This is a genomic window from Cellulomonas terrae, assembly GCF_007990265.1.
Lineage (GTDB): Bacteria > Actinomycetota > Actinomycetes > Actinomycetales > Cellulomonadaceae > Cellulomonas > Cellulomonas terrae.
In genome coordinates, this window is the sequence record NZ_BJWH01000028.1 from 36,198 (window position 1) to 51,401 (window position 15,204).

Below are 15,204 nucleotides of genomic sequence, written 5' to 3' on the forward strand. Positions count from 1 at the left end.
GCTGCTCGAACCGCGGCGGGAGAGCTCCCGCGCAACGTGCGGGACGCCGAAGGAGCAACCCTCCCCGGGAATCTCTCAGGCCCCTGTACCGCCACGGCGAGGCAACTCTGGAAAGCGGACCGGCCCCTCCGGGGACAGGTCCCACCGACGGTGCAAGCCGGCGCGCCCCGACAGGCGGACCGGCAAAACTCTCAGGTCGCGCGTACCCAACCGCGTAATGACAGAGCGGGGAGCCCACCCACCGTCCCGGCACGTCCGGACGACCCAGCGGAGCAGCCCGTGACCACCGATCTGAGCCAGTTGCACGACGCCGTCGTGAGCGGCGTCCCTGCCATCCACCTGGATCCCTCGTCCGACGCGGTGCCGTTCACCAGCGTCGAGCACACGCCGGCAGCGGAGGTCTTCGCGGACCGGCACATCGGGCCGCGCGGCGGTGAGACCGCGCACATGCTGTCGGTCGTCGGCTACCCGGACCTCGACGCGCTCGTCGACGCGGCCGTCCCCGCGAGCATCCGCACGGACCGGCCTCTGGACCTGCCCGCCGCGCGCTCCGAGGAGGAGGTGCTGGCGGCGCTGCGCACCATCGCGGGCCGGAACCGGGTGATGACGCAGATGATCGGCCAGGGGTACTCGGACACGATCACGCCGGCCGTCATCCGTCGCAACGTGCTCGAGTCCCCCGCCTGGTACACCGCCTACACGCCGTACCAGCCGGAGATCGCGCAGGGTCGGCTCGAGGCGCTGCTGAACTTCCAGACGATGGTCACCGACCTCACCGGCCTCGACGTGGCCAACGCGTCGCTGCTCGACGAGGCGACCGCTGTCGCCGAGGCCGTCGCGCTCATGTGGCGCGCGGCTCGCGGCAAGGCCGGCACCGTGGTGCTCGACGCCGACCTGTTCGGTCAGTCGCTGGCCGTGACGCTCGGCCGTGCGGAGGCGATCGGCCTGCCGGTCGTCGTCGCGGACCTCACCGACGGGCTGCCGGAGATCGAGGGCGACCTCATCGGCGTCGTCGTGCAGCAGGTCGGTGCGTCGGGACGCGTCCGGGACCTGAGTGGCGTGGTCGCGCAGACGAAGGAGCGCGGTGGGCTCGTCACGGTCGCCGCGGACCTGCTGGCTCTGACTCTGCTCACCTCCCCCGGCGAGCTCGGCGCCGACGTCTCGGTCGGCTCCGCGCAGCGCTTTGGTGTCCCGCTGTTCGGCGGCGGACCGCACGCCGCGTTCATGGCGGTGCGCACCGGCCTCGAGCGGATGCTCCCCGGCCGGCTCGTGGGCGTCTCCATCGACGCCGACGGTGCTCGGGCCTACCGCCTCGCGCTGCAGACGCGCGAGCAGCACATCCGTCGCGAGAAGGCGACGAGCAACATCTGCACCGCGCAGGCGCTGCTGGCCATCGTCGCGTCGATGTACGCGGTCTACCACGGGCCCGACGGGCTGCGGGCGATCGGCGAGCGGGTGCACGCGCACGCCGCCGGCCTGGCCGAGCTGCTCACCGGCGTCGGCGTGACGGTCGAGCACGACACGTTCTTCGACACGGTGCGCACGGTCGTCCCCGGCAAGGCCCGTGAGGTCGTCGCGCAGGCGGCGGCTGCCGGGGTGAACCTCTGGGCGCCCGACGACGACCACGTGCAGATCGCGGCCGACGAGCGCACGACCACCGACCACCTGCTGCGGATCGTGCTGGCCTTCGCGGCGGCCGGGGTCACCACGCTGGACGCCGACGACGACGGGACCTACGCGTTCGGGTTCTCCGGCCTCGGCGAGGGTGACGCTCTGCCGGACGCCCTCCGCCGCACGAGCGCGTACCTGCAGCACCCGGTCTTCCACCTGCACCGCTCCGAGACGGCGATGCTGCGCTACCTGCGTCGCCTCTCGGACAAGGACCTGGCCCTCGACCGCACGATGATCCCGCTGGGCTCGTGCACGATGAAGCTCAACGCGACGGCGGAGATGGAGCCGATCTCCTGGCCGGAGTTCGCCACCATCCACCCCTACGCCCCGACCGACCAGACCGAGGGCTACGCCGAGCTGGTCACGGAGCTGCAGGACTGGCTCGCGGAGATCACCGGGTACGCCGCGGTGTCGGTGCAGCCGAACGCGGGGTCGCAGGGTGAGCTCGCGGGGCTGCTCGCCATCCACGGCTACCACGCGTCGCGGGGCGACAAGCGTGACGTCTGCCTGATCCCCGCCTCGGCGCACGGCACCAACGCGGCGTCGGCGGCGCTCGCTGGGATGCGTGTCGTGGTCGTCGCGACCGCGGCCGACGGCTCGATCGACCTCGACGACCTGCGCGCCAAGCTGGACAAGCACGGTCCCGAGGTCGCGGCGATCATGATCACGTACCCGTCGACGCACGGCGTCTACGAGGAGGGTGTGCGCACCGTCTGCGACCTCGTCCACCAGGCCGGTGGTCAGGTGTACATCGACGGTGCGAACCTCAACGCGCTCGTCGGCCTGGCGCGGCCGGGCGAGCTCGGTGGCGACGTCAGCCACCTGAACCTGCACAAGACGTTCTGCATCCCGCACGGCGGCGGCGGGCCCGGCGTCGGACCGGTCGCGGTCGCGGCGCACCTGGCCCCGTTCCTGCCGGGCGACCCGACGCCGGCGACCACCGCGACGAACACGGTGGCCCCGGTCAGTGCGGCCCCCTGGGGCTCGGCGGGCATCCTCCCGATCTCCTGGGCGTACGTCGCGCTCATGGGCCCCGACGGCCTGAAGACGGCGACCGAGACTGCGGTCCTCGCGGCGAACTACCTGGCCACGCGCCTGTCCGGTCACTACCCGGTGCTCTACACGGGACCGAACGGCCTGGTCGCGCACGAGTGCATCCTCGACCTGCGGGACATCACCAAGGAGACCGGGGTGACCGCGGAGGACGTCGCCAAGCGCCTCATGGACTACGGGTTCCACGCACCGACGCTGTCCTTCCCCGTCGCTGGCACGCTCATGGTCGAGCCGACGGAGAGCGAGGACCTGGCCGAGCTCGACCGGTTCGTCGACGCGCTCGTCGCGATCCGCGGCGAGATCGACGCCGTCGAGGCCGGTCGCTGGTCCGTGGCCGACTCCCCGCTGCGCAACGCGCCGCACACCGCGGCGTCGGTCAGCACCGACACCTGGCAGCAGGCCTACCCGCGCGAGCTCGCCGCGTTCCCCGTGGCCGCGCTGCGCGAGGGCAAGTACTGGCCGCCGGTCCGCCGGATCGACGGGGCGCACGGCGACCGCAACCTGGTCTGCTCCTGCCCGCCCATCGAGTCGTACGCCGAGTGAAGGAAGCCAAGGAAATGAGCGCCAGCGCCGACGAGACACTGAGCCCGTTGCACGACGAGCACGTCGCCCTGGGCGCCGCCCTGACCTCCTTCGCCGGCTGGCAGATGCCCTTGCGCTACACCTCCGACATCGCCGAGCACACCGCCGTCCGCACGGCCGCGGGCCTGTTCGACCTGTCGCACATGGGCGAGATCGGGGTGACCGGTCCGGACGCCGGCCGGTTCCTCGACCTCGCCCTCGTCGGCAACCTCTCCGGCCTGCGGGTCCTCGGTGCGCGCTACACGATGATCTGCGCCGAGGACGGCGGTGTCATCGACGACCTGATCGTCTACCGCGACACCGAGGACACGTTCCTCGTCGTCGCCAACGCCTCCAACCACGACACGGTCCTGGCGGCCCTCGCGGAGCGGACCGCGGGCCTCGACGTCACGGTCGAGGACCGCTCGCCGCAGACCGCCCTCATCGCCGTGCAGGGGCCGCGCGCGCTGGAGATCCTGCGTGCCACGGAAGGGCTCGTCGAGGCGGGTCACGACGCCGAGACGCTCAAGTACTACGCGGCCATCCCCATGACGTTCCAGGGCAGCGCCGTCTTCGTCGCGCGGACCGGGTACACCGGGGAGGACGGCTTCGAGTTCTTCCTCGACGCCGCCCTCGCCCCCGCCCTGTGGCGGGCGTTCCTCGCGGCGGGCGCGCCGTTCGGGCTGGTGCCCGCCGGGCTGTCCGCGCGGGACAGCCTCCGGCTCGAGGCCGGCATGCCGCTCTACGGCAACGAGCTCGACCGCACGACGACCCCGCACGACGCCGGGCTCGGTCGGGTGGTGAAGCTCGACAAGGTCGACGACGAGGGCAACCCGCTCCCGTTCGTGGGCCGCGCCGCCCTGGAGGCCCGGTCGCAGTCGGAGCCCGCGCGCGTCCTGGTGGGGCTCGAAGGGCTCGGCCGACGTGCCGCCCGCCACGGCTATCCCGTCAAGCACTCCACCGCGCCGGACGCCCCGACCGTCGGGACGGTGACGTCCGGTGCACCCTCGCCGACCCTCGGGCACCCCGTCGCGATGGCCTACGTCACCCCCGAGGTCAGTGCCCCCGGTACCGAGCTCGCGGTTGACGTGCGCGGACGCTTCGAGCCCGTCCGGGTGGTTGCTCTTCCCTTCTACCGCCGACACCGGTAGACCAAGCCCTAGAAGAAGTCGACAGGAGCCTCACTCATGACGGAGCTGCCCACCCACCTGCACTACACGGTCGAGCACGAATGGCTGGATGACGGCGCCCCTGCGACCGTCGGCATCACCGGGATCGCGGCTGACGCGCTCGGCGACATCGTCTATCTCGAGCTCCCCGCCGTCGGTGAGGAGGTCATCGCCGGCGCGGTCGTCGGCGAGATCGAGTCGACCAAGTCGGTCTCGGAGCTGTACTCCCCGGTGTCCGGCACGGTCGTCGAGATCAACCAGGCTGCCGTCGAGGACCCCTCGGTGGTCAACTCCGACCCGTACGGACAGGGCTGGCTGCTGAAGGTCGACGTGGCATCGACCGGTCCGCTGCTCACCGCTGCCGAGTACACCGCGCAGAACGCCGGCTGAACCTCGTCAGCACTGCTCTCGTTGTCCCCGTGTGAGGTATGCCACGCGTTCTGGTCAGCCGTCCGGGTGAAAACTCGGAACTGATCACACGTTCGGCGTATCTGCCGGGGCAGCCGGCGTTCATTGTGGGTGGCAAGCGCGATCGGGCGCATGGCGGGGGGGAACCCGCGCATGAGGAGATTGCTGGAAGTGGCGTCATGGCTCACGACCAGCCCTCTCTCATCCGGTACGCAGCCCAGAGCGTGGCCCGGACCCCCCGGAACCACGCAGCACACCGGAGGACATCATGAGCATGTTGGAGACGAGCAGGACCGTCGGGCTCACGAACGACGCACTGACGCGCCGCGAGCGGGTCGTGCTGGCTGAGCTCGCCGAGGACGTCACCCTGGAGGAGATCGCGACGCGGCTCTTCGTGACGAGGAACACGGTGAAGTCGCAGGTCCGCAGCGTGTACCGCAAGATCGGCGCCTCGACGCGTGCCGAGGCGGTCGCGTGGGCCATCGAGCACGGCATCCGCTGAGCAGGGTCCGACGGCTCCAGAAGGTGGGCCGTCCCCTGCGTCCCAGGTCCGTGGCACGCGGGCCTGGCAGACTCACCGCATGATCACACCCGTACTCGTCGTGGCCGCCGCCATCGTCGACGACCTGGACGACCCGCGCGAGCTTCTTGCTGCGCGGCGGGCGGTCCCCGCGCGTCTGGCCGGCCGGTGGGAGTTCCCCGGCGGCAAGGTCGACGGCGACGAGTCCCCCGAGGATGCCCTGCACCGCGAGATCCGCGAGGAGCTCGGCGTGCGGATCGGCCTCGGCGACGAGGTCGTCGGGCCTGACGACGGCGGGTGGCGGCTGTCCGAGGACTACGTGATGCGCATCTGGCTGGCGGAGGTCGTCGAGGGCACGCCCGAACCTCTCGTCGAGCACGACGAGCTGCGGTGGCTGGCACCGCACCAGTGGCACGACGTCCCCTGGTTGGATGCGGACGTCCGCATCGTCGACCGGCTGGCGAGCCTGTCGGTCCGCCTCAGCTGACCTGCTCTGTCGAGCACCCCGCCCACCGTCGGTGCGGGGTGCTGCTGCGTCACCAGCGGTGGTTGCCGTTCTTCATGCACGTCTGCCCGGTCCCGCGGCAGTAGCTGCACTCCCCGGACCAGCGCTTGCGGCCGGCTCCGTCGCAGCGCTCGCAGACCTGCACCGCCGAGCTGCACTCATCGCACTTCACCACGTCGATCTCCCATGACTTCGTTGTACAGGCGTGGGCCTTTTCGTGGGCTCCGTACGGAGTGATCGGCACGCCCCCGGGGTGGACATGAGCCCTCGGGCGGCGTGTCTTGGTCACGAAACGGTTGCGACGTGCTCCAGAGCGCTGGCGAGCCGGCCGACGGCGTCGGTCAGGGTCGCCGTCGAGGCGGCGAGGTTGAGGCGGACGAAGCCGGTGCCCTCGGCCCCGAAGGTGGGGCCCGGGTTGAGCGCGAGCCGGGCGCGGTGCAGGGCGAGGCGGGCCGGGTCCTCGCCGGAGCGGACCGCCTCGAGGGCGCGCAGGTCGATCCAGGCGAAGTACGTCGCCTCGGGCGGGGACCAGACGGCGGCCGGGACCTGCTCCGCGAGCAGGTCCGCGAGCAGCAGCTGGTTCTGCCGGAGCCCGTCGAGCACCTCGTCCAGCCAGGCGGCGCCCTCCCGGTAGGCGGTGCGCTGGGCGAGGGCACCGAGGTGCGTGACGCCGTCGGCGACGACCGCGGGCAGGCGGGCGAGGTCGGCCACCGCGTCCGGTCCGGGCACCGCGACCGCGGCGCGCAGGCCGGCCAGGTTGAACGCCTTGGACGCGGAGTGCAGGGCGATCGCGTCGGGGATCTGCGTCGTCGTGGGCACGAACCGGCTGCCCGGGCCGAGCACGAGGGGTGCGTGGATCTCGTCGGCCACCACGCGCACGCCGTGCATGCTTGCCAGCTCGCCGACCGCACGCAGCTCGTCGGCCGTGTGCAGCGTGCCGGTGGGGTTGTGCGGGTGGCACAGCAGGTACGCCGCGCGGCCGCCCGACGCGGTGGCCTCGCCGAACGCCCGGTCGAGGGCCTCCAGGTCGAGCCGCCCGTCGGGGGCCAGCGGGGCGGTCACCACCCTGCGGGCTGCGTGGTCGACGAACGCCGCGAACGGCGGGTACACCGGAGGGCTGATGACGACGGCGTCGCCCGGGTCGGTGACCAGCCGGAGCAGCTCGACCGCGCCGAGCATCACGTCGGGGACCAACCGTGTCGCGGCGACGTCGACCGTCCAGTCCCACCGGTCGGCCGCGAACGTCGCCATCGCCTCGGCGTAGGCGGTGCCGGCCGGGTAGCCGGTGTCGCCCAGCCGCATCGCGTCGACGACGGCCCGGACCACCGGCTCCGGTTGCGGCACGTCCATCTCCGCGACGAACAGCGGCAGCACGTCCGGCGGGTAGTGCCGCCACTTCTCGCTGGTCCGGCGGCGCAGCTGGTCGAGTGGCACGGTGTCGAAGATCGTCACGCGTCCGACCCTAGGACGCACGACGGCCCCGGACACCTGCGCAGGGTCCGGGGCCGTCGGGTGGATCAGAGGGTCGCGCGGACCTTCCGGGTCGCCTCGAGGATGTGCTCCAGCGACGGGGCGACCTCCTCGTAGCGACGGGTCTTCAGGCCGCAGTCCGGGTTGACCCAGAGCTGGTCGACCGCGATGGCCTTGACCGCCTCGGTGAGGAGCTCCTCGACCTCGGCCTCGCTGGGGACGCGCGGCGAGTGGATGTCGTAGACGCCGGGGCCGATGCCGCGCGGGTAGCCGGCCGCCGAGATGTCGCCGAGGATCTCCATCTTCGAGCGGGCCGCCTCGATGGACGTGACGTCGGCGTCCAAGCCGTCGATCGCGCCGATGATCTCGCCGAACTCCGAGTAGCACAGGTGCGTGTGGATCTGCGTGTCGGGGCGGACGCCCGCGGTCGACAGGCGGAACGAGCGGACCGACCAGTCGAGGTACGCGGCGTGGTCCTCGACTCGCAGCGGCAGCAGCTCGCGCAGGGCGGGCTCGTCCACCTGGATCACGGCGATGCCGGCGGCCTCGAGGTCGGCGATCTCGTCGCGCAGCGCGAGGCCGACCTGGTTGGCGGTGTCGCCGAGCGGCTGGTCGTCACGCACGAACGACCACGCGAGGATCGTCACCGGACCGGTGAGCATGCCCTTGACGGGCTTCTCGGTGAGCGACTGCGTGTACGCGGACCACTCGACCGTGATCGGCTTGGGCCGCGAGACGTCGCCCCACAGGATCGAGGGACGCGTGCAGCGCGAGCCGTAGGACTGGACCCAGCCGTTCTGCGTCACGGCGAACCCGTCGAGGTTCTCCGCGAAGTACTGGACCATGTCGTTGCGCTCGGGCTCGCCGTGCACCAGCACGTCGAAGCCGATCGACTCCTGCAGGTCGACGACGCGGCGGATCTCCGCCTTCATCTCCTCGTCGTACTGCGCCTCCGTCAGCTCGCCCTTGCCGAACGCCGCGCGGGCGGTACGGATCTCGGTGGTCTGCGGGAACGAGCCGATCGAGGTCGTGGGCAGCGGGGGCAGGTTGAGCCGCGCTGCCTGGGCGGCCTTGCGCTCGTCGAACGGGCCGCGGTTGAAGGCGGACTCGTCCAGCTCAGCGACGCGGTCGCGGACCTCGGGGTTGACGACGCCGGGCGCCGTGCGGCGGGAGTTGATCGCGTCGGTCGCGGCGAGGAGCTGCTCGTGGATCGCCTCGCGGCCCTCGGTCAGACCCTCGGCCAGGGTGACGACCTCGACGACCTTCTCGTCGGCGAACGCGAGCCACGTCTTGAGCGTGGCGTCGAGGTTCGGCTCGTCGGTGAGGGTGTGGGGGACGTGGAACAGCGACGTGGACGTGCCGACGGTGACGGCCGCGGCGCCCAGGCCCTCGAGCTGCTCGAGGATCGCCAGCTTGGCGTCGAGGTCGGCGCGCCAGATGTTGTGGCCGTCGATGACGCCGGCGACGAGCGTCTTGGTCTCCAGGCCGGGGACCGCCTCCGCGGGCGCGTGCCCGCGGACCAGGTCGATGCCGATGGCCTCGACGTCCGTGGCGGCCAGCACCGGGAACGCCGCGCCGAGGTCGCCGTAGGGCGCCGCGACGAGGATGGCGGGACGCGTCGGACGGGTGAGCTCGGTGGCCAGCGCGCGGTACGCCTCGATGACGGACGCGAGCAGCTGCTCGGCCGGCACCGCGACCGAGTCGGACACGAGCGCCGGCTCCTCGAGCTGGACCCAGGTGGCACCCGCGGCGGCGAGGTCCGTGAGCAGCTCGGCGTACACGGGCAGCAGGTCCGCGAGACGGTCGATGGGCGCGAAGCCCTCCGGCGCGTCCTCCGTGGCCTTCGCCAGGGCGAGGTACGTGACGGGGCCGACGATGACCGGACGCGTCAGCACGCCGTCCGCGAGGGCTTCCTTGAACTCCCGCACGGGACGGTCGCTGGCGTAGCGGAACTCGGTCTCGGGGCCGATCTCCGGGACGAGGTAGTGGTAGTTGGTGTCGAACCACTTCGTCATCTCGAGCGGGAGGTCGTCGCCACGGCCGCGGGCCACGGTCGAGTACCCGGCGAGGTCGAGCGCACCGTCCGCGCCGACGACGTCAGCGAACCGCGCCGGCACGGCACCGACGACGGCCGTCGCGTCGAGCACGTGGTCGTAGAACGAGAACGCGCTCGGGATCGCGGGCACGTCGGTGGCCAGGCCGAGCTCGGCCAGGCGCGTGCGGGTGCGCCTGCGCAGGTCGGCGGCGGTCGCCTCGACCTCGTCGGCCGACGTGCGACCGGCCCAGAACGCCTCGAGGGCCTTCTTCAGCTCGCGGCGCGGGCCGATGCGGGGGTAGCCGAGCACGGAGCTCGCCGGGAAGCTTGGGCTCAGCGGGGGTGTGCTGCTCATCTTTTTTCAGTCCCTCGTGGATCGGGCGGGAGCCGTGTCCTGCGGCCAGCTGGCCAGGTCGGGAGCTGTCCGAGCTCCGCCGTCGAGGTGTGCACCCTCGAGCAGGTCAAGTGCGGCATGGTGCTGGTTGAACGTGTACAGGTGGACGCCGGGGGCCCCGCCGTCCAGGACGCCGTTGACCAGGTCGACGCTCGCCCGGATGCCCCGGCGATGACGGTCGAGGTCGTCGTCGGCAGAACCGAGCAGGTCGAGCAGGTCGTGCGGCACGGGGACGCCGGTGAGCTCCTGCACGCGCAGCAGCCGGGCCGGGTCGGTGGTCGGGATGATGCCCGGGATGATCGGGATGGTCACGCCGGCCTCCCGGGCCTCCGCCACGATACCGAGGTAGTCGTCCGCGTCGAAGAACACCTGCGTGATCGCGAAGTCGGCGCCGGCCTCCTGCTTGGCCAGCAGCGAGGCGACGTCCTGCGCGCGCGTGCCGCCCGTCGCGTGGTTGCCGCGCGGGAACGCCGCCACCGCGACCGACAGCGGACGTACCCGCGCCCGGACCGCCTGCGAAGGGCTGTCCGCGCACCGCTGGGCCTCGATCTCGCGCAGCAGCTCGACGAGCTCACCCGCGGTCTGGAGGCCGTCGGGGTGAGCCTCCCAGTCGCTCTGGTCCGTGGGCGGGTCGCCGCGCAGGGCGAGGAACGACCGCAGGCCCTCGTCGAGGAACTCCCCGACGATCGTGGTGATCTCCTCGCGGGACGTCCCGACGCAGGTCAGGTGGGCGATCGGGTTGAGCGACGTCTCCCGCAGCAGCCGCCGGACGAGGGCGCGCGTGGTCACCCGCGTCTTGCCCGAGGCGCCGTAGGTGACGGAGACGAAGTCCGGCTGGACGGTCTCGAGCTCCCGGATCGTGGCCCAGAGGCGGGGGGCCGCGTCGGGGTTCCGGGGCGGGAAGAGCTCGAAGGAGATGGTCGGGCGGTCGTTGGCCGCGACCGCGCGTCGGCTCGTCGCGGCGTGCAGGCCGGGCGTCCGGGAGTCCACGGCGGCGGCGCTCACGGCGCGACCGACCGGGCCGCCGGGCACCGGCGCGGTGCGGGGACACGTGACCTTCGGGACATTGCTCACTCCATCGCCCCTGGCGGAAGCACCCACACCCTCGCGAGGAGGGGGGTTGCTGCGGCGTCGTCGAGCCAGGTCTCTCGGCCGCTCTGGATGGTAGGCGTGATGGTAGACCGGCGATCACATGCTGGGCAACGTCGCTCGACAGATGAGACGGGAGCGTCCGTGGAGTGTCGGCGTCACCGTCAGCCGCGCGGGCGCGCAGGGCGGTGCGAGCAGACCGGCGTCAGCGCGCAGGGCGGCGCGAGGTGGCCGGTGTGAACAACAGCGCGGCGAGGACCGGCCCGCGACGGCGGGCGCGTCCGTGCCGTCGTCAGTGCGGGCGGCGAGGGGCGAGCGTGCTCGTGTGCATGCGGCTGCGCTGCGACGGGACGTCGAACCACGAGTTCGGGGAGCCGGCTGGGACCGACAGGAGTCCGCTCTGTACCGCCTCGAGAATCTCGGCATCGGGGACGACGTTGTCCGCCAGAGCCTCGGCCGCCGCACGCGCGGCATCACGCCGGGCGTCGGAGTCGGGCTTGTCCGTCATGCGGGGCACTGTAGTCGCGCGTGCCGGGCCCTGCCGAGACCCCCGGAGGGGGTATCACCCGCGGGGAGCACATCTCACCCGCAGCGCGACGGGCCGACCCGGGCGCTTCCGGACATCTCGGACGCCGCGCTCAGTCTCCGGCGACGGCGGGGCACGTCGCCAGGTGGTCGTCGACGACACCGCAGGCCTGCATCGCGGCGTAGGCGGTGACCGGGCCGACGAACCGGAAGCCCAGCAGCTTGAGCTCCTTGGCGAGCGCCCGGCTCTCCGGTGTCTGCGCCGGCACGTCGGCCCAGGTGACCGGACGGGTGTGGGTCGAGCGGTCGGGGGCGTGCGACCAGAGCACCTGGTCGAGCGTGCGACCCGACGCGTGCAGGTCCCGCAGCGCGCGACCGTTGGCGATCGTCGCCTCGATCTTGGCGCGGTTCCGCACGATGCCGGCGTCGGCCATCAGCCGGGCCACGTCGTCGTCCCCGAACGCGGCGACGAGCTCCGGGTCGAAGTCTGCGAAGGCCGTCCGGAAGGCGGGCCTCTTGCGCAGGATGGTGATCCACGCGAGCCCGGACTGGAACGCCTCCAGCGCGAACCGCTCGTACAGGGCGTTCTCGCCGTGCACCGGCCGGCCCCACTCCTCGTCGTGGTACTGCTCGTAGACGGGGTTGCCGTCGCCGAAGCAGCGGCCGGTGCGCGGGACGTCGGACGAGGTCATGCGCCGAGTCTGCCGCGCGCCACCGACACCGGGCCGACGGGCTGTGGACCGCGAGGGCTGTGGGCGGCTCAGCCGGCGAGCGCGATGAGGCGCTCGATCCCGTCGAGGATGAGCACGGTGCCGAAGTCCAGCTCGTCGTCCGGCTCGGCGGCGTCCTCCGGGAAGGAGAACGCGCCCTGGGCGGCGGCCCGCAGGAGGGCCGGATGCTCGTCGGCCGAGGCGAGGACCGTGATGAGGTCGCCCAGGTCGGGCGGCGGACCCCCGTCTCCGGCGGTCCCGACGGCGGCGGTGCGACCGGTGCCGCTGAGCTCCTCGCCGATCCGCAGCTGGTCGAGCGTGTTCGACGCCAGCAGGCCGATGGCCCCGACCTTCTGGTGCTCGGTCAGCGGGGTGCCGTCGAGCGCGGAGAGCATGGCCTCCATCCAGGCGAGCCGGCTGGGGCCCACGGCGTGCAGGACCGCGGACGAGCGGGCGAGCCACGGGTGCGCGTGCAGGATCGGGCGCTGGACCGCGAGCAGGAGCTCGAGCCGCTCCCGCCAGCCGCCGACCTCGGGACCGACGACGGGCGGCCGGCCGGACGCGCGGTCGGACATGAGGCTCAGCACCTCGTCCTTGGACGAGACGTAGCGGTAGAGGGACATCGTCGTGAACCCGAGCGACTCGGCGAGCCGGGCCATCGACACCGCCTCGATCCCTTCGGCGTCGGCCAGCGCGACGGCCGCGTCGGCGATCTGCTCCAGGGTGAGGCTGGGCCGCGGCCCGGGGCGACCCGGGCTGGGAGATCGCCAGAGCACCGCGATGCCGGGCGGGAGGTCTGCGGGGACGCTCTCCGTGCCCGCCACCCGCATTGCCTGCCGACGCGCCTTCTCGGCCTCGCGAGCCGCCTGCTGCTGGGCGAGCGCCGCCGCGCGCTGGGCCTTCTCGGCCTCGCGCAGCTGGCGGGCGGCCTCGCGGACGGCCTGCTGAGCGGCCCGCTCCTCGTCGCGACGCCTCTGCTCGGCCTGCTTCACCGCGTCCTGCTCGGCGCGGAGCCGGTCGCGCTCGCGCTGCTCGGCCAGCTTGCGGACGTCCTGCTCGGCGCGCAGCCGGTCACGCTCGCGGCGCTCGACCTCCTTGGCGGCGTCCTGCTCCGCCTTCAGCCGGTCCCGTTCACGCCGCTCGAGCTCCTTCTGGGCGTCGCGGTCGGCCTTCTCCAGGTCGCGACGGCGACGCTCGGCCTCCTTGGCCTCGGCGCGCTCGGCCTTCTCGCGGTCGCGCCGCAGGAGCTCGGCCTCGCGCCGCGCCTCCTCGGCCTCGCGCCTGGCGAGCTCTGCCTCTCGTGCCTCGACGTCCACGGCACCTCCTTGACCCCTGATCCTATAAGTGTGTATGAAATACACACACAGTTTATGACATACACAGAAGGAGAAGGCGATGACTGCACCCGTCGTCGTCGCCCGGGGACTGCGCAAGTCCTACGGCGACCTGACCGTGCTCGACGGCGTCGACCTCGAGGTCGGCTCGGGCGAGGTGCTCGCCCTGCTCGGTCCCAACGGAGCCGGCAAGACCACGACCGTGCGCATCCTGTCGACGCTCCTGCTGCCCGACGGAGGCACCGCTCACGTCGCGGGCAAGGACGTCGTGCGGCAGCCGGCCGAGGTCCGCGCGGCCATCAGCCTCACCGGACAGTTCGCCGCCGTCGACGAGCTGCTGACGGGCGTCGAGAACCTGCACCTCATGGCCAGGCTGGCCCACCTGGGACGTGCCGAGGTCCGCACGCGCAGCGCCGAGCTGCTGGAGCTCTTCGACCTCACCGACGCCGGCCGGCGCGTGGTCAAGACCTACTCGGGGGGCATGCGGCGCCGGCTCGACCTGGCGGTCGGGCTGCTGTCCCGGCCGCAGGTGGTGTTCCTCGACGAGCCGACGACGGGGCTCGACCCCCGCAGCCGCAACGACCTGTGGGACGTCATCCGGTCGGTCGTGGCCGCCGGCACGACGGTGCTGCTCACCACGCAGTACCTGGAGGAGGCCGACCAGCTGGCCGACCGCGTCGCGGTCATCGACCACGGGCGCGTCATCGCGGACGGCACCGCGCGCGAGCTCAAGCGGGCGGTCGGGTCCGCGCACGTCGAGCTCCGGCTCAAGGACGGCACCGACGAGCGCATCAGCACCGACGGCTCGGTGCCGGACGTCCGGCGGATCCTCGCCGACATCGAGCGCCGCGGCGTCGACGTCGACACCTGGGAGGTCCGCTCCCCCACGCTCGACGACGTCTTCCTGACGCTGACGGGCCGCCCCACCGAGTCCGAGCTCGTCACCTCCCGGGAGTCCTGATGACCACGATCACCCCTGCCCTCGGCTGGACCGCCCACGACACCGGAGCCCTCATCGAGCGGTGCCTGCGGCGGTCGCTGCGGCAGCTCGACACCGTCCTGATGGCGGTGATCCTGCCCGTGGTGCTCCTCCTGCTGTTCGTCTACGTGTTCGGTGGCGCCATCCAGACCGGCGGGGACTACGTGAACTGGGTGGTGCCCGGCATCGTGCTGCTGACCGCGGGCTACGGCTCGGCCACGACCGCGGTCGACGTCGCCAGCGACATGACCGGGGGCATCATCGACCGCTTCCGGTCCCTGCCCATCCGTCCGACCGGCGTCCTGACCGGGCACGTGGTGGCCAGCATGGCCCGGAACGCCGTCTCGACGGCCCTGGTGTTCGGCATCGCCATCCTCATCGGGTTCGACGCGGCCGCGTCGCCGGTGCAGTGGCTGGGCGCGATCGGCCTCATCGCCCTCTTCGTGCTGGCGCTGACGTGGGTGGCCGTCGCCATCGGGATCGTCGCGTCCGGGCCGGAGGCGGCGAGCGGGTTCACGTTCGCCATCCTGTTCCTCCCGTACGTGTCCAGCGCGTTCGTGCCGCCGGAGTCGATGCCGGCGGTGCTGGAGTCGATCGCCACCTACAACCCGATCACGCCCGTCACGGACACGCTCCGGGGGCTGCTCCTGGGCACCCCGATCGGGGACACCTGGGTGGCGGCCGTCGTGTGGTGCCTGGGGATCTTCGTCGTGGCCCGCGTCGTCGCGGCGCGGCTGTTCCGACGTCGCCGCTGAGGTCGGGCGGCGGGCCAGCGCGGCCC

Annotated in this window: 13 protein-coding genes and 2 riboswitches; of the genes, 7 read left to right on the top strand and 6 right to left on the bottom strand. The window is 72.5% G+C overall.

Translation table 11 applies throughout. The features are described 5' to 3' along the window. The first annotated feature begins 6 nt into the window (after positions 1–6). Positions 7–101, top strand: a riboswitch (glycine riboswitch). Between the two features lie 259 nt (positions 102–360). The 5 genes from gcvP to CTE05_RS18520 all read left to right on the top strand — a co-directional run bounded on the left by gcvP (position 361) and on the right by CTE05_RS18520 (position 5,869). Continuing rightward, positions 361–3,267, top strand: a complete 2,907-nt coding sequence (gene gcvP / locus CTE05_RS18500) for an aminomethyl-transferring glycine dehydrogenase (RefSeq protein WP_246123750.1) — start codon at positions 361–363, stop codon at positions 3,265–3,267. A gap of 14 nt (positions 3,268–3,281) precedes the next feature. After that, complete coding sequence (gene gcvT / locus CTE05_RS18505) at positions 3,282–4,436, top strand: glycine cleavage system aminomethyltransferase GcvT (RefSeq protein WP_146847772.1); 1,155 nt, start codon at positions 3,282–3,284, stop codon at positions 4,434–4,436. Between the two features lie 36 nt (positions 4,437–4,472). Then, positions 4,473–4,844, top strand: coding sequence for a glycine cleavage system protein GcvH (gcvH, locus tag CTE05_RS18510; protein ID WP_146847773.1), 372 nt, complete (start codon positions 4,473–4,475; stop codon positions 4,842–4,844). A gap of 286 nt (positions 4,845–5,130) precedes the next feature. Continuing rightward, positions 5,131–5,364 carry a LuxR C-terminal-related transcriptional regulator gene (locus CTE05_RS18515; protein WP_056588764.1) on the top strand — a complete coding sequence of 78 codons (234 nt, stop codon included), beginning with the start codon at positions 5,131–5,133 and terminating at the stop codon, positions 5,362–5,364. 79 nt (positions 5,365–5,443) lie between these two features. Continuing rightward, the gene (locus CTE05_RS18520; protein ID WP_146847774.1) at positions 5,444–5,869 is read left to right on the top strand and encodes a (deoxy)nucleoside triphosphate pyrophosphohydrolase; all 426 of its coding nucleotides are present in this window, start codon (positions 5,444–5,446) and stop codon (positions 5,867–5,869) included. Positions 5,870–6,172: 303 nt separating this feature from the next. Here the strand turns inward: CTE05_RS18520 and CTE05_RS18525 are convergent, their stop codons facing one another. The 6 genes from CTE05_RS18525 to CTE05_RS18550 all read right to left on the bottom strand — a co-directional run bounded on the left by CTE05_RS18525 (position 6,173) and on the right by CTE05_RS18550 (position 13,426). Beyond that, positions 6,173–7,339, bottom strand: a complete 1,167-nt coding sequence (locus CTE05_RS18525) for a MalY/PatB family protein (RefSeq protein WP_246123749.1) — start codon at positions 7,337–7,339, stop codon at positions 6,173–6,175. 65 nt (positions 7,340–7,404) lie between these two features. After that, complete coding sequence (metE, locus tag CTE05_RS18530) at positions 7,405–9,747, bottom strand: 5-methyltetrahydropteroyltriglutamate--homocysteine S-methyltransferase (RefSeq protein ID WP_146847775.1); 2,343 nt, start codon at positions 9,745–9,747, stop codon at positions 7,405–7,407. 6 nt (positions 9,748–9,753) lie between these two features. Then, positions 9,754–10,791, bottom strand: a complete 1,038-nt coding sequence (locus tag CTE05_RS18535) for a methylenetetrahydrofolate reductase (RefSeq protein ID WP_186814937.1) — start codon at positions 10,789–10,791, stop codon at positions 9,754–9,756. A gap of 67 nt (positions 10,792–10,858) precedes the next feature. Next, a riboswitch (SAM riboswitch) is annotated at positions 10,859–10,954 on the bottom strand. 213 nt (positions 10,955–11,167) lie between these two features. Continuing rightward, complete coding sequence (locus tag CTE05_RS18540) at positions 11,168–11,383, bottom strand: hypothetical protein (RefSeq protein ID WP_146847776.1); 216 nt, start codon at positions 11,381–11,383, stop codon at positions 11,168–11,170. Positions 11,384–11,513: 130 nt separating this feature from the next. After that, complete coding sequence (locus CTE05_RS18545) at positions 11,514–12,092, bottom strand: DNA-3-methyladenine glycosylase I (protein ID WP_146847777.1); 579 nt, start codon at positions 12,090–12,092, stop codon at positions 11,514–11,516. A 68-nt stretch (positions 12,093–12,160) separates the two neighbouring features. Next, complete coding sequence (locus CTE05_RS18550) at positions 12,161–13,426, bottom strand: TetR/AcrR family transcriptional regulator C-terminal domain-containing protein (RefSeq protein ID WP_146847778.1); 1,266 nt, start codon at positions 13,424–13,426, stop codon at positions 12,161–12,163. A 79-nt stretch (positions 13,427–13,505) separates the two neighbouring features. On the opposite strand from CTE05_RS18550, the gene CTE05_RS18555 reads away from it, so the two are divergent. After that, the gene (locus CTE05_RS18555) at positions 13,506–14,405 is read left to right on the top strand and encodes an ATP-binding cassette domain-containing protein (protein WP_146847779.1); all 900 of its coding nucleotides are present in this window, start codon (positions 13,506–13,508) and stop codon (positions 14,403–14,405) included. Continuing rightward, entirely contained in the window at positions 14,405–15,178 is a 774-nt protein-coding gene (locus tag CTE05_RS18560) for an ABC transporter permease (protein WP_146847780.1), read from the top strand. The genes CTE05_RS18555 and CTE05_RS18560 overlap by 1 nt, the downstream gene beginning before the upstream one ends. Positions 15,179–15,204: the final 26 nt, after the last annotated feature.